Genomic DNA, 22,615 nt, shown 5'->3' with positions numbered 1-22,615 from the left:
AAAACCTCTTCCTTGCCTGCTACTAGGCTAATACTTATGTCCGATCTTCGCCTAGCCATGGCCCAGATAAACCCGACTGTGGGTGACCTTGCGGGAAATAGCAGGCAGATTCTAGAAAAAGTTCAGCAAGCCCAAAACTTGGGTTCGAACTTGGTGCTATTTCCAGAGCTCGCACTAACTGGCTACCCCATTGAAGATTTAGCCCTAAGCAAAGACTTCCTGAACGACTCGGGTAAGGCCCTGGAAGCCCTCGCAAAGGAACTAGCCAAGCGCGGCCAAGGTCACATTCGAGTGGTCGTTGGCCATCCAGCATTTGCGAAAAGCCCCACCTCTTGGGCTATCGGACAAAACTGTGCCAGCTTAATTTTTGATGGCAAAGTTCAGGCAAGCTACGCCAAGCACCACCTTCCGAACTACTCCGTGTTTGATGAGTATCGAGTCTTCGTTTCAGGCGATGAGCTACTGACCTTTGAAATTGATGGACTACGTTTTGCAACAGTAATTTGCGAAGACATTTGGCAAAGTGGTGGACCGGTTTCGCAGATTGCAAGCCACAATGTTGATCTAACCCTGGTACTTAATGGCTCCCCTTTTGAACGCTCCAAGACCGATACCAGGCTTGAGTTAGTTTCGGAGCTAGCCTCCAAGCAATCAACTGCTGTTGCTTACGTCAACCTAGTTGGAGGTCAGGACGATTTGGTCTTTGATGGCAATAGCTTCCTAATTGATGCTGCCGGAAAAGAAATTGCCCGTGCTAAGCAATTTGATACTGATCTATTGATTGTCGAAATTGAATCCAAGAACTCAATCAAGCCAGTTACTGAATCAACCAAAACCCAAACCGATTTAGCGCAGGTCTGGAATGCGTTGGTTCTTGGCGTGCGCGATTATGTCCAAAAGAACAGATTCAAGTCAGTAGTGCTAGGTCTTTCGGGTGGAATTGACTCAGCTGTTTGCGCAAGCATTGCAGTAGACGCCATCGGTGCCAAGAATGTCTTTGGGGTATCACTACCGAGCAAATACTCCTCGGATCACTCGCTATCTGATGCGGCGTTGCTAGCAAACAACACCGGGCTTGTTTATTCAACTGAGCTAATTGAGCCCTATGTGGAACAGTTTGTGGAAAAGCTTGAGCTTCAAGGACTTGCTGCTGAGAATCTGCAGGCAAGAATCCGAGCAGTAGTTCTCATGGCCAAATCAAACACCGATGGGCACTTGCTTCTTTCAACTGGCAACAAGACAGAGCTAGCGGTTGGTTACTCCACAATTTATGGCGATGCCGCTGGTGGATACGCGCCGATAAAGGATGTTGAAAAAACCCTGGTTTGGGACCTTGCCAGATACCGCAATGAATTAGCTACCAAACAGGGCAATACTCCCCCAATTCCCGAAGCTTCAATTAGCAAGCCACCTTCGGCTGAATTACGACCAGATCAGCTAGATCAAGACTCGCTGCCTGATTATGCGGTTCTGGATCGAATCCTTGAGCTACACATCGAACAGAGAATGTCTGAATCGGAGATTATTGCTCAAGGTTTAGATGCCACAACCGTTGAGTCGGTTATTCGCCTAGTAAGCATCTCTGAATGGAAGAGAAGACAGAGTGCGATAGGTCCAAGAATTACTAAACTTGCCTTTGGGCGAGAACGCAGACTTCCAATCACCCGTTGGTCTAAGTAGGAGTTGTCTTGGCAAGCGAAATCAAGAAAGTGCGGACTAGTTCGCTAGCTGATCTAAAGGCTTCCGGAACAAAGTTTTCTTGCCTCACCAGCTACGACGCGACCACCGCTGAAATCTTTGATCAAGCTGGAATTGAAGTGATCCTGATCGGAGACTCGGCCGGCAACACTGTTTTGGGCCACGACAGCACTCTCGAGGTAACCGTTGACGAGATGATCAGCTTTGGAAAAGGTGTTAGCTCTGCGGTTGAGCGAGCCCTCGTGGTAATTGATATGCCATTTGGCTCTTATGAGGTGTCGCCAACCCAGGCATTAGAAAATGCAATTTTGATGATGAAGCGATCTGGCGCAGAAGCGGTAAAGCTTGAGGGTGGATTAGATCGCGCCCCGCAGGTAAAAGCAATTGTTGCGGCAGGTATTCCAGTCATGGGCCATCTCGGCTTTACCCCGCAGTCGGTTCACGCTCTTGGTGGTTTCAAAGTTCAAGGCAGAGGCGAACAAGCGGCCGCCCTCGAGAAGGATGCGATAGCACTGCAGGAAGCTGGAGTTTTCGCGATTGTTCTTGAAATGGTTCCAGCTGAGTTGGCTAGAGAGCTAAGCCAGAAGTTATCGGTTCCAACTATTGGTATCGGGGCTGGGAACGGAACCGATGGCCAGATACTGGTGTGGCAGGATTTTGCTGGTCTTTCTAGCGGTACCAGGAAATTCGTTAAGCAGTACACAGACCTAAGAGGTGATCTTGCCAAAGCGGCGAGTAACTATCGAGCTGAAGTTATCTCTGGTGAGTTTCCTGGCAAGGAACACTCTTTCGATAGCTAGTCCTCGAGCTTTTCTTCCTCGAGCCATTGCGTGGCACGTGATCTTACAATCTCCTCGGCGTTTGCTGCCTCTTTTTCGGTCTCAAAAGGTCCGATTCGATCAAGAGAAGAACTTTTGAGCCCGAACTCAACTTGTTTGGTTTTTGTGTTGAACCAATACTTTGCAGCCTCAGACATTTTGCCCTCCTATCAAGTGAGCCTAGTGGGGAGCGTTGAATAGACTGGATAGATGCCTCGCGATAACGTATCTGGTTCACTAACGCCTGGAGTGGTGTCAAAAGCCCTCGCGGTGCCAAGCAACATAGTCAAACCAGAATATGTGGGCAGGAAGGCCCCCACAGAGTGGACTGGCGGTCATGTTAAAACAGCAGACCAAATAGAAAAAATCCGCACGGCTGGAAAGCTGGCCGCACAGGCTCTTGAATTAGCTGGAAGCAACATCAAGGTCGGCATCAGCACAAACGAGCTCGATGTTATCGTGCACGATTTTTTGATCTCGAATGGCGCCTACCCATCAACATTGGGATATCGCGGATTTCCTAAATCCTGTTGCACTTCGGTAAACGAGATTATTTGTCACGGAATTCCTGATGATCTGGAGATCCAAGACGGAGACATCGTCAACATCGACGTCACCGCCTATCTTGATGGCTTCCACGGAGACAGCAATCAGACTTTCAAAGTTGGCAATGTTTCCGAAGAAGTGTCCTTGCTCGTTGACCGAACCAAAGAGTCACTCGAGCGTGCAATCGCATCTGTTATGCCAGGGCGTCCAATCAACGTAATTGGCCGAACAATAGAGTCCTACGCCAAGCGATTTGGCTACGGAGTCGTTCGGGACTTTACCGGTCACGGAATCGGTGAAGCTTTCCATTCCGGACTAGTTATCCCTCACTACGATGCCGCGCCGCTATATTCGAACACCATGGAAGTTGGGATGGTGTTTACCATTGAGCCCATGTTGACCCTCGGCACACACGAATGGGACATGTGGCCCGATGGCTGGACTGTTGCCACCAAGGACAAATCAATCACCGCACAGTTTGAACACACTCTGGTTGTAACCGAATCTGGAGCTCAGATTCTGACTCTGCCCTAAAATGAGAAAGTTATGAAAAACGCAATCGGCATAGATATCGGTGGAACCGGTATCAAAGGTGCGTTAGTAAATCTCAAAAAAGGTGAGTTAGTAACAGAAAGATTCCGCTTTGACACTCCAGATGGAGGGAAGCCCGCAAGTGTTGTCGAGCTTGTGATCAAGCTCGTGAAGCAGATAGATGCGCCGAAAAATACTCCAATTGGAATCTGCTTTCCCGCGCCTGTAAAAAACGGTGTCACTCTTTCGGCCGCCAACGTATCAAACGAGTGGATTGGGCTTCAGGCCGGCAAGCTTTTTTCAAAGGCGCTTGGCACCGAGATTGTGATGCTGAACGATGCTGATGCCGCAGGTGTAGCCGAGATCAAATTCGGCGCTGGCCAAGATCGTAAGGGGCTTGTGCTGATGTGTACGTTAGGAACTGGCATCGGTACCGCACTTTTTATGAACGGTAAGTTGATCCCCAACACCGAGCTCGGTCACATCGAAATCGACGGGGTCGATTACGAGACCAAGGCTGCGTATTCTGCGAAAGCAAGAGACAATCTCAGCTTTGAGCAGTGGGCTAAAGTTCTTTCAAAGTACTTTGACCAGCTGAACCGCTTGTTCTACCCCGACTTGATTATCATCGGCGGTGGAGTTTCTAAAGAACACGAGAGTTTTCTGCACTTGATCGAATCCGACGTTGAGATTGTGGCTGCCAGTTCTAAAAACAACGCGGGAATCATTGGCGCCGCGTACTTTGCGGCGAAGCATCTCAGCAAGGATTAAGTGGATGGGCCGGCTATTACGCCGGGTTTTGTCCTTTTTGCAAAGTGACGGTCATCTATCTAGGACGTTAGTTGCCCAACGTCTCAAGCGACCTACCCGTGAACTTGGGCGAGCAGCCCTCAAGCGTTCACTGTTTGGTCTTGCTCCAAATGAGGTTTACCTAGCCGACTCAATCACTTGAATCGCTGGTGGTCTCTTACACCACCGTTTCACCCTTACCGATTGCTCGGCGGTTTGCTTTCTGTTGCACTATCTCTCGGGTTACCCCGGGTGGGCGTTACCCACCATTTTGCTCTTTGGAGCCCGGACGTTCCTCGTCAGTAAACTGCCGCGACCGTCTTGCCGACCCATCCACAGTCAAGTCTAGCCAGCGTGGTCAAGAAGATAAATGCGAAGTTGAATTCACGCAGACTATCTCGGCGCCCTCGCGGCCCCAGAAACGTGCAATCGAAATCGATGCAGGGCCAAGATCTACCCGCCAATACCCAGCAACCGAGGCGTCGTTTGCAATTCGCAGCAGTCCCCTAATTGGCATCACGTGAGCCACCACAACCACGGTCTTACCGGCGAATTTATCAAGTATGAAATCTAGGCTTCGATTGACCCGAACATCAAAGTCCTTGAGTGATTCTCCGTTCGGTGGAGCAACATCGTAGGAACCTCGCCAAGCATGATACTGCGTCTCGTGGCCAACGAATAACTCCTCGTTGGTTAGACCATCCCAGTCGCCAAATCCAATTTCTCTGAGATCAGCCAGCTCAACTAGTTCAGCGTCTAGCTTCTGAGCAATCTTGCTAGCGGTTTGGGCTGCACGTTTAACGGGGGAATGGATGACCACAACTGGCTTGGCTAGGAAGCTAAATGCTCCTGAGCTTCCGACTCTGGCAAGCTCAATTGCAACCTCGGCAGCGTCTTTGTTGCCAAGCTCGGAAAGATCTGGGTTCTCACCGTCTCCTCCGGAGATTTTCCTTGTTTCGGTGAGTGCAGTCCTACCGTGTCTGACCATGATCAAAGTTGTGGCTTCTGCTACAGAAGATTGTGGAGCACGAATAGACGAGGGAGCAACATGATTGAACTCGCCTGCGGCAGCAGTTGGGGCTGGTTCACCATCCATAGCCTTGTTGGCTAGCGCGTCGGCCAATACATTTTGCTCTCTGGGAATCCACACGAACTCGACATTCTTGCCCGAAATCAGCTGTTGAACTCTTGCTCCTAGCGAGAGCATGGCGGGGTGCTTTATCTTCCAGCGACCACTCATCTGCTCAACAACAAGCTTGGAGTCCATTCGAACCACAATCTCTGCAGCGGGGTCTATCTCGAACGCTGCCTCCAGGGCAAAGATAACCGCTGAATATTCAGCAACGTTATTGGTTGCAATTCCTACCGCTTCGGATATCTCTCGGAGAATTTTTCCGGTAGCCGCGTCGATAACGACCGCTCCGGCACCGCTCAATCCAGGATTTCCCCTTGAACCACCGTCGGCTTCAATAATTAGCTTCATGAGCGCACCAGGAAGGCTTGGCAGTTTGGGCATTCGGCTAGTTCTTCTTGAGGCAGGGCCATGAGCTCCTCAAAGCTTGTTGCCGTTATGGAGAGTCTGCAGGCTCCACAATCTCTGCCCGTCAATCTTCCAACCGCCACCCCGCGGCTGTATTTTCGCTCGTAGACGGCCGCAAGCTCTTGATCAATTGCGCTAAGGATGTTCTTACGCTCGGCCTGAATTTTCTCGGCCTGCGCTCCAAGACCAGCCAGCTCCGTGGAAATTCTCTCCTGCAAAGCAGCCAGGGTTGCATCAGCCGCTTGCTTTTCTTGCTTTAGGTTTTCATTAACTAGCTGGGCGGCCTCCAAAAGCTCCATTATCTGCAGCTGAGCATCCTCGAGTTCACTTTTTCTGGTGCCTAATGTGACAAGCTCATGCTCTATTCCCTGAGCGTCTTTGGCCGAACTTGTTGATGAAAGCTGCTTGTTATCTTTTGAAATTCGATTGGCGACTAGCTCAAGATCAGCCTCAGCTCTACTTAGTTCCATCTCAAGTTCACCTACCGCATTCCTAGCGTCAATCAGCAAATCTGATAGCCGCAAGGTTTCAACAGTAGCCGCCTCAAGCTCAGACTCGGCCTGGGCTTGCTTTTTCGAATTTGAAATTCTCGCCAGCTCGACATCGTGTGATGCGATAGCCAATAGCTGCTTTTGATCGGTCAAACTCGCGATCATGATAACTTTCCTAGAATCGTTAGCGACCATGGGTCGGTGTTTTCTTCACTAACCAAAAACTCAACATCCGGCACCTGCTTTGCAAGTTGGGCTGCAGCCGGAGCGAGCCAGAGACTTTCCGCTGCGAAGTGAGAGATGTCGATAAGGCTAATGCTCTGAGCTTGGTCGGTAACAGCGTCTAGGCTCACGTGATGCTTCAGATCGCTTGTTACAAAGCACTCTGCACCCGCGCTGATTGCAGACGGGAGAAAACTTGCCCCAGAACCTCCCACTACGGCAACTTTTGAAACTTTCGCTGTTGCATTTCCAGCAACTCGAATTGGTGCGTAGGTAGAAGGTAAAATCTCGTTGATTTTTTGAGCTAGTTCACGCACTGTTATTGGTTGATCTAGGTTTCCGATTCTGCCGTGGCCGGAGTCGCCTGTAGTGCCAACAAGCGGAACGCTGTTTTGGATGCCGATCTTGTTGGCCAAGACATCGGACACTCCCCCAGGCACAATATCGGCATTGGTGTGTGCAGAGAAAAGAGCAATTGAATTGGTAATTGCAAAAGAAAGAATGTCGCCTTTTAGTTCCCCTTCAGCCACGGTGTGGACGCCTTCAAGAAGAAGAGGGTGGTGGGAAATAACTAACTGGCAATTATTGGCTTTAGCTTCTTGCAAAACAGCAAGTGTTGGGTCCACGCACAGTAGGACCCTCTCCACCTCTTGATTCGCTGAGCCACAGGCAAGTCCGACTTGGTCCCAATCATCAGCACCGGATTGTGGCCAGGAAGACTCGAATACCGATAGGAGCTTTGATAACTTGACTGCCATACGTCTAGTTAGCCGTGTCTAGGTATTCCTTGAGTTCCTCTCGGCGCTCATCCAACTCCACTAGCTTAACTTCTTGTTTCTTGATCCTTGGAATTCCAAACAAAACCGGAAACAAGACAGCAAGACCAAAGGCCATTGCAATACCGATGTTGGAACCTGCGACATCGAAAATTGCTGGTGTGAAATCACCCAGGTAACCGGTCCAGGATGAAAGTAATCCGGTTCCATTCAGGTATCCAAAACCAAGCGCCACAGACAGGATAAATCCGATTAAGTTAGCGAAGTTGAATCGACCGTAGAAACCATAGTCTCGGGTGAGCGAAACCTCGTGGTAATCGCGTGAGCGTATTAGGGCATCGGCCACCACAATTCCGCTATACGAGGCGGCAACCACTGAGACAAGCACTAGCAATTCAATTAGCATCGCCAGCACGGAAGATGTTGCGAGCAGCATGCTAGAAACCAATGTTCCGGCCAGCAAAACAATGGAAAGTAGCAATACAGAAACTGCCCCAGGAAGTTTTACCCCAACTGAGGCTAAAGAACCCGCTAGGGAGTAGATCGAGTTTGCCAATAGCTGAAGAGCCGAAAGTCCTACCGCAACTACAAATCCAATGAAGACCCAGATTGGAGCCGCTGCGGCAATAGTTGGAATCAATTGATCGGTTAGTAGCAGTCCAAAGGTGTCCTCGGCCATGAATATCCAAAGAACTCCCATTACTCCAACAGCAAGAGGAATAAACAGAGTGGACACAAAAGAAAGGAAGAAAACCTTTGCTCCAGGGGTTTGAACCGGAAGCTTTCTTGCGAAGTCACCGCTTTGCGAGAAGACAGTGAAGCCAAAAAGCATAAAGCTGAAGATTGCTAGGTCGATAAGCGCCGGCGCTGCAAGTAGCTCACCCTGTCGCAGATCAAGAATCGAGTTAGTGGAGAAGACGAAGAAGCCAACGCCCAAAATTCCAAGTAGCGAGAAGGCTCCGACTAATTGCTGAGACCGAAGCATGGCGATGCCGCCAAATCCGGCAACCAAAGCAGAAATCATGACCATCGGAATTGTGGTTAGCATCAGGGCCGTGAATTCTGCCGGGAATACAAACTGAGAACTAATAACTGCAAACCATGGCTGACTAGCCAAAAGCGGAGACAAAATTCTGGCCGCAAAAATCAATAGTGCAATCGACCAAAAAATCTTCACAAGCAGCATTGCAAATGCCGGCAAAACGTTACCCCAAACCCCAAACGCAGCTCTGGATACCACTCCTATTGGACTTGAGCCGCGCTTAGCGGCAACCGATCCAATGCCAGCTAACACAGCTGTTGTAACAATGAGTCCCGAAATCACAACAAGTGACTGAGTCAAAGACGCACCAGATTCCTTAAGGAACGCAGCCAGGACCAAAACCAAAGGTGAAGAAGCTATCGAGATCCATGACCAACTCAGTGCAGCGGAGGTTTTAGTTCTAGTTACCCCAATAGCCTGAGCTTCGTCTTCATCCTCAGCTAGCTCTGTTTGATCAGAAGTTTCTGCGGGAATAGGCAACGGATCGTTAACTGATTCTTCTTCGCCAGAAATAAGCTGATCAAAACTGATTTTCTTGCTTTCAGGTGCCAAGGCTGGTACCGGTGGCGACAAGGAGGCGACCGTCTCTTCTTCAGTATTTTGATTGTTGTTTTGCGCCCCGACATAGTTACTATTTAGAGCTGCAACGATTTCATCGACGCTTGTTTCTTGCGCTACCGCCGGAACAGGAGCAGCAGGTGGCAAAACTGGTGCTGGAGCAACTACCGGTGCAGGGGCGGGGACAATAATTGGATCCGGTTCTGCGGCTTTAGGCTCTGGCTCACGAACCTCGGCAGGAGCAGAGGCAGCTTTCATTTGCTCTTGCAGTTGCCACTGCGAGTAAGCGAAGGAATCTTGCTGCCTTAATAGGTTTTGGGCTTCGATAAGAGCCATGGCAGCCATTAGGCCATCTGGTTGAGACTGTAATCTCATGACCTCGGCATTTAGTTCGTCATCTGACATGGAACGAGGAGTTGGGGGTGTTGGAGATTCCATGACCAAATCCTAACGCCGGGCTATCCTTGGTCGCTATCTGTGGGCCCTACCGGGCTCGAACCGATGACATCCACGGTGTAAACGTGGCGCTCTACCAACTGAGCTAAAGGCCCTCAAACATGCGCCATAAGGCAACTACAAAACTCTACTACAAAGCCGCTAGAGCCTCTTTGTAGCTTCCTAGGTCCCTAGCTTCGCCAGGGCCGTTGACAAACTTTGCCTGAATCACGCCTTCTTTATCAATCAAGAAGGTGCCGCGCTTGGCAATTCCGGCTTCTTCCATGAAGACCCCGTATTGCTTGGCAACGCCGCCGTGTGGCCAGAAGTCGGCTAACACCTGAAACTTGTAACCCTCCTGGTCAGCAAAGATCTTCTGGGTGTACTTTGAGTCCACAGAAATAGCCAAAAGCTCAGTGTCCGCTGACTCAAAGATAGAAATGTTGTCTCTAAGCTCGCAAAGCTCTCCGGTGCAGGTGCCCGAGAACGAGAGTGGGTAGAAAACCAGCACCACTGGCTTTTTGCCGATATAGGAGGAAAGCTTCACAAGCTCCCCGTGCTGGTTGTTTAGCTCAAAATCTGGGGCCTTTTCGCCTACTTCTGCAGCCATTTCATCTCCTTGGTTTAAATACTTTGTTCCATAGTAGGCCCTCTTATTGGGTTCAAATAACCCCATCTTGAATAGGTAAACTTCTTATTGGCCCTATCCGGAGCCCTAAATGGTTCGCTGTCAAAAAACATTAGCGAAGACTCTTTTTAGAAAGGATTTCATTGTCCATTAACAACAATGATGCCTACGCCGTTTCCAATCCAGACATGGATCCTCAGGAAACCTCCGAGTGGCTCGAATCACTTTCTCAGGCCTCAGCAACTCGTGGTCGCGGTCGCGCCAGAGAGTTGATGCTCAACCTACTGAGACGCTCACACGAACTTCAGCTAAATGTTCCGCTGGTTCCAACCACCGATTACATAAACACGATTTCTCCAGAAGACGAACCAGCTTTCCCAGGCGATGAAAAAATCGAAAGAACTTACCGATCGTGGATGCGTTGGAACGCTGCGATGCTGGTTCACCGAGCTCAGCGCCCAGGAATCGCGGTTGGTGGACATATCTCAACTTTTGCTAGCTCTGCTTCTTTATATGAAGTTGGTTTCAACCACTTCTTCAAAGGTCAAGATCACCCATCCGGTGGAGATCAGATATTCATTCAAGGTCACGCCTCGCCCGGTCCCTATGCAAGGGCATTTTTGGAAGGCCGGCTTTCCGAAAACCAGCTAAATGGTTTCCGCCAGGAAAAATCTCACCCGGGCGGAGGTTTGTCTTCTTACCCGCACCCAAGACTTATGCCGGATTTTTGGCAGTTCCCAACCGTTTCTATGGGACTGGGTCCGATAAATGCGATTTACCAGGCACAGTTCAATCGTTACCTGCATAACCGAAACTTCCGCGACACTTCAGCTCAGCACGTTTGGGCCTTCCTCGGAGATGGTGAACTTGACGAGGTTGAAAGCCGCGGAGCGCTGCAACTTGCCGCCAATGACGGTCTAGATAACCTAACTTTTGTTGTAAACGCCAACCTACAGCGCCTTGATGGCCCAGTTAGGGGTAACGGCAAGATCATTCAGGAGCTGGAGTCGTTCTTTAGAGGCGCCGGCTGGAACGTGATAAAGGTCATCTGGGGTCGGGAGTGGGATCCTCTGCTAAGTGCTGACACTGAAGGTGCACTTGTAGATTTAATGAACAGAACTCCCGATGGTGACTACCAAACCTACAAAACCGAATCAGGGGCTTTCGTAAGAGAGAACTTCTTTGGCCGCGACCCAAGAACCGCCAAGATGGTCGAGTCCATGACCGATGACCAGCTCTGGGGACTAAGACGCGGTGGTCACGACTACAAGAAGATCTACGCTGCCTATAAGTCCGCAACCGAGCACAAGGGTCAACCTACAGTGATCATTGCCAAAACCATCAAGGGTTACACCCTAGGCAAGACCTTCGAAGGTCGAAACGCAACTCACCAGATGAAAAAACTAACCCTGGCCGATCTAAAACAGTTCCGTGACGAAACTCATATTCCAATCTCCGACGCTGAGCTAGAACGCGATCCATATCAGCCTCCGTATTACAAGCCAGCTGACTCAACGCCAGAGATTCAATACATGCACGAGCGCCGTCGAGAATTAGGTGGCTACCTGCCAGAACGAAGAAGCAAGTATGTGAGCTTTGCTCTTCCAGAAAACAAAACTTATGACATCGCAAAGGCTGGCTCTGGAACCCAAGAGGTTGCCACCACCATGGCTTTCGTTAGATTACTAAAGGATCTTCTGCGATCTTCAGAACTTGGTCCAAGAATTGTTCCGATCATTCCTGACGAGGCAAGAACATTTGGAATGGATGCATTCTTCCCAACCGCAAAGATTTACAACCCAGCCGGACACCACTACCTATCTGTTGACCGCGATCTACTGCTGAACTACAAAGAGTCAGAAACCGGCCAGATTCTGCACACCGGAATTAACGAGGCTGGGTCAATAGCCGCGTTTACCGCAGTTGGCTCCAGTTATGCCACTCAAGGTCAGCCAATGATTCCAATTTACGTTTTCTACTCGATGTTTGGATTCCAGCGCACCGCCGATGCTATTTGGGCAGCTACTGATCAAATGACTCGAGGATTTATGATTGGCGCGACCGCAGGTCGCACCACTCTAACCGGTGAGGGTTTGCAGCACGCCGATGGTCACTCGCCACTATTGGCATCAACTAACACCGCAGTTATTAGCTACGACCCGGCTTACGGATATGAAATTGGTCACATCATGCAGGCAGGACTTGAGCGCATGTATGGCGAAACCCATAAAGATCCAAACGTCATTTACTACCTAACTGTCTATAACGAACCTTACGTTCAGCCAGCAGAACCAGAAAACGTGGACGTGGAAGGAATCCTGCGCGGTATTCACCGCGTCAGCGAGAACCAAGTTCCAGGACGCAAGGTTCAGATTCTGGCTTCTGGAGTGGCTCTGCAATGGGCCTACGAGGCACAAGATCTTCTAGCCAAGGACTGGGGAGTTTCGGCTGACATCTGGTCGGTAACTAGCTGGACCGAGCTTCGACGTGACGGGCTGAACAAAGATCGGGAGAGGTTCCTCTACCCAAACAATGAAGTGGAGCCTGCCTACATAACCAAGAAGCTTCAAAACGCCCCTGGGCCATTTATTGGAGTGAGCGATTACATGCACGCGGTTCCGGACCAGATCCGCGCTTGGGTTCCAGGTGACTATGCCACTTTGGGTGCAGATGGTTTTGGTTTCTCAGACACCAGGCCAGCGGCAAGACGTGAATTCAAGATCGATGGACCATCGATTGTGGTGCGTTCATTGCAACAACTTGTGGCTCGCGGCGAGCTAGATCATTCAGTGTTGCAACTGGCTATTGATCGCTACCAACTACACAACGTAAACGCAGGAACAAGCGGAACCGCCGGTGGCGAAGCCTAAGGACGAAACCCTTGAGTGGTTGCAATCCATCGCTGGAGAATTAGCAACCACCACATTAGCTCGCCTTGATAAGACCCTCCCCTGGTATTCCAAGATGCCAGCTGCCAGAAGATCTGCCGTTGGACTTGTCGCCCAAGCTGGTATCACCTCTTTTCTTGCCTGGTACGAAGATCCAACCTCGCAGCCATGGGTTGCTGCCGATGTTTTCTCGACTGCACCAAGAGAACTTCTTCGCTCGATATCTTTGCAAGAAACTTTGCAACTTATTCGCGTGGTAGTTCAAGTTGTTGAGGACCGAGTGGTCCAAGAGCACAGTGAGCTTCGCGAGGCTGTGCTGTTGTATTCCAGAGAAATCGCTTTTAGTGCGGCTGATGTTTATGCCAAGGCAGCGGAAGCCCGGGGTCTTTGGGATGCCAGGTTAGAAGCTCTGGTGGTGGACAGTATTCTCAGTGGTGAAAATGAAGAAGAGCTTTCTTCTAGAGTTTCCGCGCTCGGCTGGAGAGCACGTGGTGCGGTCGCGGTAATGATTGGTGGCTCGGATCAGAGCACCGATGTTGACAATTTACGAAGAGAAGCAAGAAGAAGTGGCGCGGACGTTCTGGTTGGCATTCACGGTGATCGACTAATTGTTGTGGTGGGTCAGGTACCGGAAGAGAATCTGGACCCTGCAAAAACTCCTAAGCTCTTTGCGCTTTGCAGTGGACTATCGAATAGTTTCACCGAAGGGCCAATTGTGGTTGGCTCCGAGGTTCCCTCGATAACCGATGCCCACAAGTCAGCTCGGTCGGCTCTTTCTGGCTTCTCCGTAGTTGGAGCTTGGAACAAGGCACCAAGGCCTACCTCAGCAGATGATCTATTGGCTGAGCGAGCACTAGCTGGCGACATGTTGGCAAAGACCACGCTGATAAACAAGATCTACCAACCGCTTAGAAAAAACTCTCCTGACTTGCTCGATACCCTCGTGACTTACCTAGAAACCGGTCGCTCTTTGGAGCTAACTGCAAGAGAAATGTTTGTTCACAGCAACACCGTTCGCTATCGCCTAAAGAAAATCTCCGAATTGATCGGCTGGGATGCTACCGGCGCCAGAGAGTCCTTTGTTTTGCAGGTGGCAACCCTGCTTGGCAAAATGAACGAGCCTGAGCCAACCATGAGATCGAGGGAATCTTGATTGCTCTTACGTGCCCCGGTCAAGGGGCCCAAACGCCAGGCTTTCTGACTCCATGGTTAGAACTTGAATCATTCAAGCAAGAAATCGAAAAGTACTCTGCAATTCTGGGGGTGGATTTGATTCACTTCGGAACCGAAGCTGACGCTGAGACAATCAAGGACACCAAAATTGCCCAGCCGCTTATTGTTGCTGCTTCGATGGCTAGTCACGCGGAATTAGTTCAGGCGCTAAAAGACGAGTCTTTGTTTGCAGGTGTCGCAGGTCACTCGGTAGGTGAAATAGCGGCAGCAAACATTGCTGGAGTATTGGACACAGAAGCTGCGCTCAAGTTCGTTAAAGCAAGAGGTGAGCAAATGGCTCAGGCGGCGACTCTTGAAGCAAGCTCAATGGCGGCGGTAGTTGGCGGCGAACAAGAACTAGTTTTAGATTATTTATCTAACATGGGGCTCTTTGCGGCAAACTACAACGGCAAAGGACAAATAGTTGCTGCGGGTTCTTCTGCGAAAATTCAAGAGCTTATTGACTCTCCTCCGCAAGGAACCCGGGTAGTGGGTTTGGCAGTAGCAGGTGCTTTTCACACATCTTTTATGGAAACTGCCAAAGTTGAGCTTGGTTCTTTGGAGAGTTCTATCAAAACTGAAAATCCCAAACTGCTACTTTGGTCCAATAGCGATGGAGCAAGAGTTGACAGCGGTGATAAGTTTTTGGAGCTACTAATCAATCAGGTTTCTAACCCAGTTCGATGGGATTTGACCATGGATTCGATGGTGTCCGATGGCGTGAGCGCTGTTATCGAGCTTTTGCCAGGCGGTACCCTAACTGGAATAGCGAAGCGAGCAATGCCGGGAGTCGCCACCTTGGCCCTAAAGTCTCCAGAAGATCTTGAAAAGGCCACCGCATTTGTTAGAGGGCAGGTTTAGAAATGGCGAAGCTAAACCAGGCCGAAACAATTGCTTTCTCCAAGATTTACTCTCTCGGGGCATCTCGAGGAGACCTAACGGTCACCAACGATGACGTCGCCGGACCGATCAACTCATCCGATGAGTGGATTAGACAGCGCACCGGCATCGTGACCAGAATGCGAGCCAGCAAGGATAGGTCCCTAATGGACATGGCCGTTGAAGCAAGCAACGAGGCTATTCAGAAAGCAGGCATCAAGCCAGCCGAGATCGAAGCTGTGATATTCTCCACCATCACTCATCCATATCAGACCCCCTCAGCCGCATCACTGCTGGCAGAGCTCGTCGGTGCGAACCCAGCTCCTGCCTTTGACATCTCGGCTGCTTGTGCTGGTTACTGCTACGGCATCGCTCAAGCAGATTCACTGGTTAGATCAGGAACTGCGAAGTATGTTCTTGTTGTTGGTGGCGAGAAGCTCTCTGATTACATCGATCCCACCGACAGATCAATTTCGTTCTTGCTAGGAGATGGGGCAGGGGCTGCCATTGTTGGGCCCTCCGATTCACCAGGTATTTCAAAAAGTGTTTGGGGTTCCGATGGATCCAAGTGGGAAGCAGTTGGAATGACAGGGTCTCTACTTGATTTCCGCGATGGCACCGGAAGTTGGCCAACCCTTGTTCAAGAAGGTCAAAGTGTTTTCCGTTGGGCAGTTTGGGAAATGGTAAAAGTGGCCAAGCAAGCTCTTGAGGTTGCAGGAGTTAAACCAGAAGAGTTAGCTACGCTGGTTACCCACCAGGCCAACGAGCGCATCATTGACGAAATGGCAAAGCAATTGGCTCTTCCTGAATCGGTGGTTGTAGCCAGAGACATCATTACAACAGGCAACACCTCGGCTGCCAGCATCCCACTGGCCATGCACGCCCTTCTGGCCGAAGGTCGCATTAAATCTGGTGATCTAGCGCTACAAATAGGCTTCGGGGCTGGTTTAGCCTACGGGGCTCAAGTAGTGGTTGTGCCCTAAACTTACAATCGGTCAATCAAACAACTAGGAGACAAAAAATGGCACTTTCTGCAGCAGAAGTACTTAGCGGACTAGCAGAGATCGTAAACGACGAAACCGGTATCGCTAACGATGCTGTACAGCTAGACAAGTCATTCACTGACGATCTAGACATTGACTCAATCTCTATGATGACCATCGTCGTCAACGCCGAAGACAAGTTTGATGTAAAGATTCCAGACGACGAGGTAAAAAACCTTCTTACCGTCGGTGACGCTGTGAACTACATCACAAAGGCGCAAGGCTAAAAACCTTGGTCCAAAAAGTTGTTGTCACTGGCATTGGCGCAACTACGCCACTTGGTGGCGACAGCAAGTCAACCTGGCAGGCATTGCTCGCGGGCGAATCTGGCATCACAACCCTTACGCAAGACTGGGTAGCCCAGTATGAGCTTCCTGTCACCTTCGCGGGCCAAGCCAAGGTTCCAGCCAAAGAAATGCTCACTCCCCAGGAAGCCAAGAGATTAGATCCATCGAGCCAGCTTGCGCTGGTCTCAGCTCGTGAGGCTTGGCTTGATGCCGGCTCCCCCGAAGTTGCTCCTGAACGCCTAGCGGTCGAATACGCAACCGGTATCGGAGGAATCTGGACCCTGCTGGATGCTTACGACACTCTCAAAGAGCGTGGGCCAAGGCGAGTGCTACCAATGACCGTGCCGATGCTGATGGCCAACGGTCCAGCTGCTGCCATTGGAATGGAATTGCACGCCAGAGCTGGAGTTAGAACAGCTGTTTCGGCATGTGCATCTGGAACCGAGGCCATCGCTAACGCGTTCAACAGAATTCGAAACGGTGAAGCAGACATTATTGTCGCCGGTGGTGCCGAAGCTGCTATCCACCCGCTTCCAATTGCATCCTTTGCTGCCATGCACGCGCTATCTAAACGAAACGATGACCCTGCACGAGCTTCTAGGCCTTATGACACCGCTCGCGATGGTTTCGTGATGGGCGAGGGTGCTGGAACACTGATTTTGGAAAGGGAAGAGCATGCCAAGGCTCGCGGGGCAAAGATTTATGCCGAGGTCGTTGGAGCAGCCGTGACTTCAGATGCTCATCACATCACTGCTCCTGATCCCGAAGGAACTGCGGCCGCTAGAGCTATGCTTGGCGCCCTGGAACAATCTGGCAGCTCAATAAATGATGTTGCTCACATCAACGCTCACGCCACCAGCACACCGGTGGGTGACATCGCAGAGTATCAAGCACTAAAGAGAGTCTTTGGCGAGAAGTTAGCTGGCATCCCGGTATCGGCAACCAAGGCCTCCACTGGTCACCTGCTTGGTGGAGCCGGAGCTATTGAAGCAATTTTCACAGTTCTAGCGCTGCACGAAAAAACTGCGCCACCAACAATCAATCTTGAGAATCAAGATCCTGAAATCAAACTGGATGTTGTTGTGTCACCAAGAAAGCTAGAGGGGTCTAACATTCTGGCTATAACTAACTCGTTCGGTTTCGGAGGTCACAACGCTGTTGTTGCTTTCCGATCCGTCGAATAGCTCTCGGTAGCTTTCAAGTTCGTCATCAAAAGCTTGACCTAAGACTTTTCGAAGCTCTGCCTGTAGCTTGAGCCCATTCGACCCACAGCTATCAACAATAAATCGCAACTGATTTTCGCTGACCAGGATATTTCCCGCCTCATCAGTAGCGGATGAGAACATGCCAAGAGTTGGTGTGTAGCTCCAGCGGTATCCGGCAACATCCGGAGAGTCCTGCTGAATCACCTCAAAGGAGATTTGCTTGAGATTCATAAACGAGGTGGCAAGAATCGCCCCAGCACCTGCTGGGGCTTCCCAAAGCGCAAGAGCGCGATAGCCCTTGCCTGGGGCAGGCAACGCGTGCCAGCTGATCGTTATAGGAGCTCCGCAGACCCCCGAGATGGTCCACTCGATGTGGGCAAGCAAAGCACTGGGCGCTTGGTGAATAAACACGAGCCCTTTAGACATACTTTCACCTCCAAACCTAGGTACGTCTTCCCCTACGACCTTTATTTGGTGGTTCTCCAAGGCTAGAGCTAGCTGCGGAACAAGTCAAAACAAGCAGCTAAAATTGCAACAGTATGAGCAAGCTATATTTCCGTCACGGTGCGATGAACTCAGGTAAGTCAACTGCCCTATTGCAGGCCGCCTATAACTACGAAGAGCGTGGCCAAGCGGTATTGCTTGCCAAGCCAGCGGTAGACACCAAGGGAGACATGGCGATCTTGTCCAGGCTTGGAGTTGACCGAATGGTTGATTTTCTGGTTACCCCAGATCTAAATCTTAGAAAAGAATTTCAAAAGCGCTCTACCCTACATCGCGAAAAGACCGGCAAGAGAGTTGCCTGCCTGCTACTGGATGAGTCCCAGTTTCTGACCCGTGCGCAAGTTGATCAGGCTCTAGAGATTGCAGTTTTGGATGATGTGCCGGTACTGGCTTATGGCATCCGGACCGATTTTCTCACCAACGGCTTCCCTGGATCACTTCGACTACTCGAGATTGCACACAGCCTCGAAGAGCTAAAAACAATATGTCGCTGCGGCAAGAAAGCTATGTTCAACGCAAGAAAGATTAATGACAGCTTCATCTTCGACGGTGACCAGGTGGCAATAGATGGTGAAGAAGTAACCTATGAGTCGCTTTGCGCATCTTGTTACTTTCGAGAAAAGGGCAACGCCGCATTGGTGGGGAGTACGGGACTTGAACCCGTGACCGACGGATTATGAGAACGTTTCCACACCTAATAGAAATATAGGGTCTAGCCAAGTGCCCAAGTACTATCGAAAAATGCTTTGGTAGTTTTTGTGGCTATTGATTACCATTGGGTCCTGTTAAGCGGGGTCAACCCTTGCTGAACTCGGGCTTCGAATCCTTAAGTAAGTCTGCAAACCTTACAAAACCTCCAGCTTTCTCAGCGTAGTCCTCAAAATCCTCTTGGGTCACGTAGAGGGGGACAAAACTTGCCTGGGGTACCAATGAGTCATCGACGGTATGTGCGTTTTGCTGACGTGAACTCGGTGCCCATTTCTAGGGAGAGGGTGCCGTCAGCGTTGACTTGCAGGATCACTCGACCCTTGGATTGCCCGCGTTGGAGTTTGTAGCCAACTGGGGCCGATGCCTCTGATCCTGATGACCTCGTGTAGGCGTAGCTGAGTTGGTAGAGGTCATAAACGACTGGACCATCTGCCGAGGTCAGCTGTGTGGGCGCAGGCTTGCCTGCCGGAATGTCGAGCAGCATCTGGGGGAAGTCACCCTTGGGATCGGTAAACCAGCCAATTGAGAACACCCACTGCTCAGTGTCCACCTCATGCGGTGAAATTGACAGATGACTCCATGCATACGAGTTCTTTCCTTCCACGGTGCCACCGGGAATCGGTGCAGTCGCATTGCGGTAAAGATCCACTGACTTTCCTCCGTAACCGAAGGTCCCAACAAGAAACCAGTTGCCGGCAGCAGTGCCAATCACGTCATGATCAATCTTCCCTACTCGTGGGGCCGAGGTTCGCTGGAGTGAACTCTCCATCGCTGTGCGGATTTCGCCGGAGAAAAATGGGAGGTAGTCAGCGGTGTAAGGCTTCCAAGTGTCGCCGGTGAGGTACGACGCCGGTGAGGCGAATCCGCTTAGCCACTGACTGCCATCAAACACATTAAAGTCGAGGGCGTTGTCACGCTGCTGGCCGAACATGTCGCCGGCCTTAATCGGAACCGACAACTGTAAGTAGCCGCCCTTGGCGGTCATCTCTTCGTAGTCATTGGCGAGAACACCAGCGGGGCGGTTCAGCACCATGTACACCGTGTACACACCGCAACCATGATCGATGGTGACCCGGTTCGTCCACGGCGCGCCGAGTGAACTCAGCTCGGTGATGATGCCGTCAGCCGGAGCGGTTACGTCGATGTAGTCATCCTCAGTCCGTTGCGTCTTGGGTTTTTCGAGGGACTTGATTCCCAGGTAGGCGTGGTCGATTGGCGTAATGTGATCTCCGAGCATCGCACCGTAAGGAATTGTGGTGGTGAGCTGATCGAGTGGAACCACCGGGTGTGTGAACTTCACCGTTGCCGCCGCACACGCTGGTTCTGGTCGTCCGGCACCCAGGATTTGGGTCAAAGTGGGGTACCAATCCGGACGACTCGTGTAGCCCCCCGACGGTGTGGGCGGAAAGTCATCGGGCACTGCGAATCGGTACCTGCCACCGTCACAGATGACGACTCCAATCACGGTCCAAGTAAGTTCCGAGTTGGCGTCACACGAAGCGCCGAGCGTCGCGGTGGAACCGGATCCCCCGACTGGCCCCTTGGCAATCCAAAACGAACCATTGTCGGTGGCGGTGCACTCAAGCAGGTCTCCGTCGGCTTCCGTCTGCTCACCGAGATTCTCACAACTTGAACCAGCGACGATCTTCTGACTGGATTCGTCGCTCCCGCTACCACACGCAGTAGTCAACATCAGGAGGATCAAGAGCAATCCTGATTGGATACGAATTGAATTGGTCACGACCAAAACTTTAGCGCAGCGTCATGCGACTGTCTATGAGTTTTATGCCTAGGGGCACGGGCGGGTCTCACCAGAGTCTTTGAACATCTATCCCTTTGATCAAAGAAAAGCCCTCTAGAACTGTTGACTCTAAAGGGTTTTCTAGGTGGGGAGTACGGGACTTGAACCCGTGACCGACGGATTATGAGTCCGCTGCTCTAACCAGCTGAGCTAACTCCCCTCGCAATTACTAAGACTAGACGATAAACACCGTTAGCTTCCTAAGGCCTTTGATCGAACGCCCTGCAACACAGGAGCTAGCCGTGACTGAAACACAGCGGGAAGCTCACTAGTTACTCCCATTGATCTGAGAACAATGTTCAAAAGATTCTCGTTCTTGGCAAGGATTGGGCCAAACAGCGAGGTCGAGATGAACGCTTGTTCTATGAATAAGTCGTTATCGATTTCGTTGTTTCTGTATCCAAAAACTCTCAGATCCCCGGAACTTACCTCACGATGCTCGCTTACCCTTGGCGCCTCCTGTAGTTCTGGAAGCCCAGGCAACCGCGAGCAGAAGAACTCGTGGGCGGACCCAACCAGCAGTGTTGCCTTTCCGATTCTTAGGCGCTCGGCTACCAAATCTGTAATTGCAGCAAGTTCTGATTTGAACTCACGCATAACTGCTCTCGAGCCATCGCCAACAAGTAAAAAGTCCGAGTCTTGGAGTTCAGTAGAAGTCACAGAGCATTGGACACCGCGCCACTCGAGCTGCTTCGCAAGGACCTCAATGTTTCCTTGATCGCCGTTGTTGTTGAAATAGGTTGGCATAAAGGCCGCTAATTTGATCATTTTGCCAACCCCAAGTATCTTCTGGTGCGTCGCATCGCATCCGCTGTGAATAGCACTGTCGGGCTCGGTCCTGAAAGCTCCAGAAATGCATCTGCTGCTTTATCGGCCTCAAGAATAATCCTGTCCACCTGAACGTCTTGATACATAAGCCTCAGTGCTAAGTCGTAAGCGTTTTTGCCACCAACTACGTCCACGTGCTTTAGCTTTGAAAAATCCACTGTCCATAGCCAGCTTGGATCGCTGATGTCTCCGCCAGCCATAATCATCAACGGGCTGGTCTGATCAGAAATCTCACTGAGACTGTGAGTAAAGCTTGTTGGATTCAGGCAGAGCAAAAACCTCACGTCTTTGCCACGAACTGACGCGATTTCATCTCTAGCAAATACCGGGGGCAAATTTGAAATTGTCTTTTCGATTAAATTCCAATCTGGCTCAATCAATTCGGAAACAGCAGCAATAGAAGCTGCCAGGTTGAGAGCTTGGTGGGGAGCGTCAGCTTTTGTCTCGAAGCTAAGAAGGCGTCCGGGGACTCTTACCTGAAGAGATTTTTCCCCAAGCTTCGAGACTTCAACTGAGGGCTCAAATGTAGGCTCTGGCCCAAAGTTAATGGCGTAGCTTGGGCGAGGTTGAATGGAGGGCGATAATCCAAAGCCGGTGATTTTTCCCGAATCTGCAAATTGCGTTAGGTTCTTGTCATCCACGTTTATCACGGCATGATCTGAGTGGTCATAGATCTTTTTCAGCTTCTCAACTACTAGTTCTGGGTCAACGAACCGATCAAGCTGGTCTGAATAGACATTGGTGAGCACAGCAAGGCGTGGGTGAAGCGATTCAACTAGGGCTGCGCCGTGACCCTCATCCCATTCCATGACTACAAAATCCGCGTCAATGTGACCTCGATAATCACCAAACTGAAGTATTGCCGCGTAGAGGCCTTGTTTGATGTTTGCCGTCGATGGGTTGGTGAAGACCTTATATCCATGAGCTCTTAGAAGCGCTACAAGTACTTGAGTTGTTGAGCTCTTGCCAGAGCTTCCGGAAACTACAACTAAACCTTTTCTTGCAGAGCGAATTGCATCACTTAGCAAGTTTGGAGCTATTGAGCTAGCAACTGTTCCGGGGAACGCGGAACCTCCACCACGTCGAAAGATACGGATGATGAATCTAACGATTCTGCCAACTGCAACAGCCAGGATGCTAATCAATGAATTTCCATGCCTTAGGGACTAATTGCGGCTTCTGAAAT

General features: G+C 50.6%; 21 protein-coding genes, 2 tRNA genes and 1 other RNA gene. 11 read left to right on the top strand and 13 right to left on the bottom strand.

The window, feature by feature from the left end; translation table 11 throughout:
- The first annotated feature begins 36 nt into the window (after positions 1-36).
- Both AC9UCN_RS04125 and panB read left to right on the top strand, forming a co-directional pair.
- The gene (locus AC9UCN_RS04125) at positions 37-1,680 is read left to right on the top strand and encodes an NAD+ synthase (protein WP_509524020.1); all 1,644 of its coding nucleotides are present in this window, start codon (positions 37-39) and stop codon (positions 1,678-1,680) included.
- A gap of 8 nt (positions 1,681-1,688) precedes the next feature.
- The gene (gene panB, locus AC9UCN_RS04120; protein ID WP_509524017.1) at positions 1,689-2,498 is read left to right on the top strand and encodes a 3-methyl-2-oxobutanoate hydroxymethyltransferase; all 810 of its coding nucleotides are present in this window, start codon (positions 1,689-1,691) and stop codon (positions 2,496-2,498) included.
- On the opposite strand, the gene AC9UCN_RS04115 is transcribed toward panB, so the two are convergent.
- Positions 2,495-2,674 carry an SPOR domain-containing protein gene (locus tag AC9UCN_RS04115; protein ID WP_509524015.1) on the bottom strand — a complete coding sequence of 60 codons (180 nt, stop codon included), beginning with the start codon at positions 2,672-2,674 and terminating at the stop codon, positions 2,495-2,497. The genes panB and AC9UCN_RS04115 overlap by 4 nt on opposite strands.
- 52 nt (positions 2,675-2,726) lie before the next feature.
- Between AC9UCN_RS04115 and map the strand changes: the two genes are divergently transcribed.
- The gene (gene map, locus AC9UCN_RS04110) at positions 2,727-3,596 is read left to right on the top strand and encodes a type I methionyl aminopeptidase (RefSeq protein WP_509524012.1); all 870 of its coding nucleotides are present in this window, start codon (positions 2,727-2,729) and stop codon (positions 3,594-3,596) included.
- Positions 3,597-3,608: 12 nt separating this feature from the next.
- Positions 3,609-4,364 (top strand): polyphosphate--glucose phosphotransferase, encoded by a 756-nt coding sequence (gene ppgK, locus AC9UCN_RS04105; protein WP_509524010.1) that lies wholly within the window; start codon positions 3,609-3,611, stop codon positions 4,362-4,364.
- Between the two features lies 1 nt (position 4,365).
- Here the strand turns inward: ppgK and rnpB are convergent.
- From rnpB to AC9UCN_RS04070, 7 genes are all read right to left on the bottom strand, one after another.
- Positions 4,366-4,714, bottom strand: an RNA gene (rnpB, locus tag AC9UCN_RS04100) — RNase P RNA component class A.
- 26 nt (positions 4,715-4,740) lie between these two features.
- A complete protein-coding gene (locus AC9UCN_RS04095) occupies positions 4,741-5,898 on the bottom strand; it encodes a bifunctional RNase H/acid phosphatase (RefSeq protein WP_509524007.1) in 1,158 nt (385 codons plus the stop codon).
- Positions 5,862-6,578, bottom strand: a complete 717-nt coding sequence (locus AC9UCN_RS04090; protein WP_509524005.1) for a zinc ribbon domain-containing protein — start codon at positions 6,576-6,578, stop codon at positions 5,862-5,864. Before AC9UCN_RS04090 ends, AC9UCN_RS04095 begins: the two co-directional genes overlap by 37 nt.
- On the bottom strand, positions 6,575-7,393 hold the full coding sequence (locus tag AC9UCN_RS04085) for a Nif3-like dinuclear metal center hexameric protein (RefSeq protein ID WP_509524002.1): 819 nt from the start codon (positions 7,391-7,393) through the stop codon (positions 6,575-6,577). The genes AC9UCN_RS04090 and AC9UCN_RS04085 overlap by 4 nt, the downstream gene beginning before the upstream one ends.
- Positions 7,394-7,397: 4 nt before the next feature.
- The gene (locus tag AC9UCN_RS04080; protein ID WP_509523999.1) at positions 7,398-9,449 is read right to left on the bottom strand and encodes a cytosine permease; all 2,052 of its coding nucleotides are present in this window, start codon (positions 9,447-9,449) and stop codon (positions 7,398-7,400) included.
- Positions 9,450-9,489: 40 nt separating this feature from the next.
- A tRNA-Val gene (locus AC9UCN_RS04075) sits at positions 9,490-9,562 on the bottom strand.
- Positions 9,563-9,597: 35 nt separating this feature from the next.
- On the bottom strand, positions 9,598-10,056 hold the full coding sequence (locus tag AC9UCN_RS04070; RefSeq protein ID WP_509523997.1) for a peroxiredoxin: 459 nt from the start codon (positions 10,054-10,056) through the stop codon (positions 9,598-9,600).
- 206 nt (positions 10,057-10,262) lie between these two features.
- Here AC9UCN_RS04070 and aceE point away from each other — a divergent pair, with 206 nt between their 5' ends.
- Genes aceE through fabF form a run of 6 tightly spaced genes read left to right on the top strand, consistent with a single transcriptional unit; the run spans position 10,263 to position 17,567 of the window.
- Positions 10,263-12,944, top strand: coding sequence for a pyruvate dehydrogenase (acetyl-transferring), homodimeric type (gene aceE, locus AC9UCN_RS04065; protein WP_509524548.1), 2,682 nt, complete (start codon positions 10,263-10,265; stop codon positions 12,942-12,944).
- Entirely contained in the window at positions 12,931-14,115 is a 1,185-nt protein-coding gene (locus tag AC9UCN_RS04060) for a PucR family transcriptional regulator (protein WP_509523995.1), read from the top strand. The genes aceE and AC9UCN_RS04060 overlap by 14 nt, the downstream gene beginning before the upstream one ends.
- Complete coding sequence (locus AC9UCN_RS04055; protein WP_509523993.1) at positions 14,112-15,035, top strand: ACP S-malonyltransferase; 924 nt, start codon at positions 14,112-14,114, stop codon at positions 15,033-15,035. Before AC9UCN_RS04060 ends, AC9UCN_RS04055 begins: the two co-directional genes overlap by 4 nt.
- Positions 15,036-15,037: 2 nt before the next feature.
- Positions 15,038-16,036: a beta-ketoacyl-ACP synthase III gene (locus AC9UCN_RS04050; RefSeq protein ID WP_509523990.1), complete on the top strand. Its 999-nt coding sequence runs from the start codon at positions 15,038-15,040 to the stop codon at positions 16,034-16,036.
- A 38-nt stretch (positions 16,037-16,074) separates the two neighbouring features.
- Positions 16,075-16,323 carry an acyl carrier protein gene (locus AC9UCN_RS04045; RefSeq protein ID WP_509523987.1) on the top strand — a complete coding sequence of 83 codons (249 nt, stop codon included), beginning with the start codon at positions 16,075-16,077 and terminating at the stop codon, positions 16,321-16,323.
- A 5-nt stretch (positions 16,324-16,328) separates the two neighbouring features.
- A complete protein-coding gene (fabF, locus tag AC9UCN_RS04040; protein WP_509523985.1) occupies positions 16,329-17,567 on the top strand; it encodes a beta-ketoacyl-ACP synthase II in 1,239 nt (412 codons plus the stop codon).
- Here the strand turns inward: fabF and AC9UCN_RS04035 are convergent.
- On the bottom strand, positions 17,481-18,014 hold the full coding sequence (locus tag AC9UCN_RS04035; RefSeq protein WP_509523983.1) for a DUF3145 family protein: 534 nt from the start codon (positions 18,012-18,014) through the stop codon (positions 17,481-17,483). The two genes, fabF and AC9UCN_RS04035, sit on opposite strands and share 87 nt — an antisense overlap.
- 113 nt (positions 18,015-18,127) lie before the next feature.
- On the opposite strand from AC9UCN_RS04035, the gene AC9UCN_RS04030 reads away from it, so the two are divergent.
- Positions 18,128-18,772, top strand: coding sequence for a thymidine kinase (locus AC9UCN_RS04030; RefSeq protein WP_509523980.1), 645 nt, complete (start codon positions 18,128-18,130; stop codon positions 18,770-18,772).
- Between the two features lie 254 nt (positions 18,773-19,026).
- Here the strand turns inward: AC9UCN_RS04030 and AC9UCN_RS04025 are convergent, their stop codons facing one another.
- The 4 genes from AC9UCN_RS04025 to AC9UCN_RS04010 all read right to left on the bottom strand — a co-directional run bounded on the left by AC9UCN_RS04025 (position 19,027) and on the right by AC9UCN_RS04010 (position 22,574).
- Positions 19,027-20,541, bottom strand: a complete 1,515-nt coding sequence (locus tag AC9UCN_RS04025; RefSeq protein WP_509523977.1) for a M23 family metallopeptidase — start codon at positions 20,539-20,541, stop codon at positions 19,027-19,029.
- A gap of 146 nt (positions 20,542-20,687) precedes the next feature.
- Positions 20,688-20,761: transfer RNA gene (locus AC9UCN_RS04020), tRNA-Ile, on the bottom strand.
- A 32-nt stretch (positions 20,762-20,793) separates the two neighbouring features.
- A complete protein-coding gene (locus tag AC9UCN_RS04015) occupies positions 20,794-21,369 on the bottom strand; it encodes a hypothetical protein (protein WP_509523974.1) in 576 nt (191 codons plus the stop codon).
- The gene (locus AC9UCN_RS04010; RefSeq protein ID WP_509523971.1) at positions 21,366-22,574 is read right to left on the bottom strand and encodes a MurT ligase domain-containing protein; all 1,209 of its coding nucleotides are present in this window, start codon (positions 22,572-22,574) and stop codon (positions 21,366-21,368) included. Before AC9UCN_RS04010 ends, AC9UCN_RS04015 begins: the two co-directional genes overlap by 4 nt.
- Between the last annotated feature and the right edge of the window lie 41 nt (positions 22,575-22,615).

The organism is Rhodoluna sp., from assembly GCF_036721215.1.
Taxonomy (GTDB): domain Bacteria; phylum Actinomycetota; class Actinomycetes; order Actinomycetales; family Microbacteriaceae; genus Rhodoluna.
The sequence above is the reverse complement of the archived record's forward strand: the minus strand, read 5'-3'. Positions and strand labels throughout refer to the sequence as shown.